This is a genomic window from Stenotrophomonas sp. 2YAF22 (genome assembly GCF_052114665.1).
Taxonomy (GTDB): domain Bacteria; phylum Pseudomonadota; class Gammaproteobacteria; order Xanthomonadales; family Xanthomonadaceae; genus Stenotrophomonas; species Stenotrophomonas indicatrix.
This window is the reverse complement of record NZ_JBFRFE010000585.1, coordinates 1-2,776: the sequence shown is the minus strand read 5'-3', so window position 1 is coordinate 2,776 and position 2,776 is coordinate 1. Positions and strand designations below refer to the sequence as shown.

Annotated in this window: 2 protein-coding genes and 1 pseudogene; 2 read left to right on the top strand and 1 reads right to left on the bottom strand. The window is 67.2% G+C overall.

Annotation, left to right across the window (positions count from 1 at the left end; translation table 11 throughout):
* On the bottom strand, positions 1-1,576 hold a 1,576-nt coding region (gene prpR / locus AB4Y84_RS18535), incomplete at its 3' end, for a propionate catabolism operon regulatory protein PrpR (protein ID WP_442250624.1).
* Between the two features lie 154 nt (positions 1,577-1,730).
* Between prpR and prpB the strand changes: the two genes are divergently transcribed.
* Both prpB and AB4Y84_RS18525 read left to right on the top strand, forming a co-directional pair.
* On the top strand, positions 1,731-2,624 hold the full coding sequence (gene prpB / locus AB4Y84_RS18530; protein ID WP_025877008.1) for a methylisocitrate lyase: 894 nt from the start codon (positions 1,731-1,733) through the stop codon (positions 2,622-2,624).
* Between the two features lie 35 nt (positions 2,625-2,659).
* Positions 2,660-2,776, top strand: a pseudogene (locus AB4Y84_RS18525) (2-methylcitrate synthase); the annotation flags it as partial.

Genomic DNA, 2,776 nt, shown 5'->3' with positions numbered 1-2,776 from the left:
CCTCCGCGCGCAGCCACCGCCACAGCGTGGTGCGTGACACACCCAGCGCCTGCGCCATGCCTTCGCGGTCATTGCGGTGTTCCTGCAGCAGCGCCTCCAGCTGCGCACGCGGTGGGCGCTTGCCGTTGCCTTCCAGCGGCAGTGTGGCGGCGCCTTCGCTCACCAGCTCCGGCGCCAGCTGCAGCAGGCGTGCTGCATCGATCAGTCCTTCACCGGGCTGCCAGTGGATGCGCAGCCTATCCACCAGATTGCGCAGTTCACGCACATTGCCTGGCCAATCGGCTGCGCTGAGCAGGGCCAGCGCTTCTGCATCCAGCGGTGCATCGATGCCGCGCAGTTCGCGGAAGAAGTGCGTGGTCAGCAGCGGGATATCGCCTCGCCGTGCACGCAGAGTGGGCAGTGCGATGCGCAGCGCGGCCAGCCGGTAATACAGGTCGCGACGGAAGCTGCCGCCCGCCGCGCGCTGCTCCAGCGATTGCAGGGTGGCGGCGACCACGCGCAGGTCGACCGGGGTCGGTTCGGTGGCGCCCACGCGCAGCACTTCGCGTTCTTCCAGCACCCGCAGCAGGCGGGTCTGCAATGGCAGCGGCAGTTCGCCTATCTCGTCCAGGAACAACGTACCGCCATCGGCCGCCTCGACCAGGCCGACGCGCCCCCCGCGACGCGCACCGGTGAAGGCGCCGTCGCTGTAGCCGAACAGCTCCGCTTCCAGCAGTGATTCGCTGATCGCGCCGCAGTTCAGCGCAACGAAACGACCGCGACGACCGCTGGCGGCGTGCAGCTGGCGTGCAACCAGTTCCTTGCCGGTGCCGGTCTCGCCGGTAACCAGTACGGTGCTGTCGTGCGGGGCGTACAGTGCGATCTGTGCGCGCACGTCGGCCATCGCATTGCTGTCGCCGAGCAGGGCATGCGCATCGTTGCGTGGGGCGGTTCGGCGGCGCGGAGCCGGCCGGTTGCCGCCGGAGCGGGCCATGGCCTGGGTCAGCTCCAGCGCATGCTCGAACGCCTGCCGCACCGAATCGGCCGAGTACAGCAGCACGCCGGGCAGTCCGGCCTGTTCGGCATGGTCGATGGCCATGCCGGTGCCGACGATCACTTCGATGCCGTTGGCGCGCAGGTCGGCGATGCAGTCGCGGGCATCTTCGCGGGTAACGAAGCGGCGGTGCTCGATGTCCAGGCCGAAGCTCTGCTGGAAGCTGCTGAACACCGGCACGTCGCTGGCATGGGTGACCAGGCCGATGCGTGGGGCGATGCGGCGGGCGCGCGCCAGCGCTTCCATCAGGTCGAAGCCATTGGCGTGGATCGGTACCAGCGGCAGGTCCAGGCGACCGCGCAACCAGGCCGCGTTTGAGCCGCCGGCAATCACCACGTCGCAGTGCTCGCGGCGCAGGCGCTGGCCGATCACTTCCACGGCTTCCTCGAAGCCCAGGTTGATCTGCTCGATGCGTGCGCGGCGGTCGAACTCGGGAATGACATCGCCAAGCAGGCCGGTCAGGCGCGAGACGCTGACCGTCCAGATCACCGGGCGGCCGGGGTCGGCATCGGCGTGGCGCAGGGGTGAGCGGGGCAGGTACATGCAACGGAGACCGGGAGGCGATGTTTCATGATACATCCGTTTCAATGTTTCATATGTTTCAGTGTTGCGGGCCGGTCATCCCCGTGAAATCAATCGCTTGCAGGTTGGCATGGTGTTTGCGCTTACCCCTGTGTCCTTCAACCTGGATCGCCGCATGACCGTTTCGACCCTCTCTTCCGCCGGTGCCCGCTTCCGCGAGGCGCTGGCTGCCGAATCGCCGCTGCAGGTTATCGGCGCGATCAACGCCAACCATGCGCTGCTGGCAAAGCGCGCGGGTTTCCGTGCCATCTACCTGTCCGGCGGTGGCGTGGCCGCCGGCTCGCTGGGCCTGCCGGACCTGGGCATCAACACCCTGGAAGACGTGCTGGTGGACGTGCGCCGCATCACCGACGTCTGCGACCTGCCGCTGATGGTCGACATCGACACCGGCTTCGGCCCCAGCGCGTTCAACATCGCGCGCACCGTGAAGTCGCTGATCAAGGCCGGCGCGGCCGCCTGTCATATCGAAGACCAGGTCGGCGCCAAGCGCTGTGGTCATCGCCCGGGCAAGGAGATCGTCTCGCAGGGCGAAATGGTCGACCGCGTGAAGGCCGCAGCCGATGCCAAGACCGATCCGGACTTCTTCCTGATCGCGCGCACCGACGCCATCCAGGTGGACGGCGTGGACAAGGCCATCGAACGTGCCATCGCCTGCGTCGAAGCCGGTGCCGACGGCATCTTCGCCGAGGCCGCTTATGACCTGGATACCTACCGCCGCTTCGTCGATGCGGTGAAGGTGCCGGTACTGGCCAACATCACTGAATTCGGCGCGACCCCCTTGTTCAGCCGCGACGAGCTGGCCTCGGCCGGCGTTGCCATCCAGCTGTTCCCGCTGTCGGCGTTCCGCGCCGCCAACAAGGCCGCCGAGAACGTCTACCAGACGGTCCGCCGTGAGGGCCACCAGCGCAACCTGATCGACAGCATGCAGACCCGCGAGGAGCTGTATGACCGTATCGGCTACCACGCCTTCGAGCAGCAGCTCGATGCGCTGTTCGCCGCCAAGAAATAAGCAGTACCCTGCACCATCAAGTTTCGGAGGGAAACATGAACGATACGACCGCAACCCCGACCTTCAAGCCGAAGAAGTCCGTCGCCCTGTCCGGCACCGCTGCCGGCAACACCGCGCTGTGCAGCGTCGGCCGCAGTGGCAACGACCTGCAC

Excerpts from the sequence above, each read along its gene's own strand:
- prpB (WP_025877008.1), top strand. The coding sequence starts at position 1,731 with ATGACCGTTTCGACCCTCTCTTCCGCCGGTGCCCGCTTCCGCGAGGCG.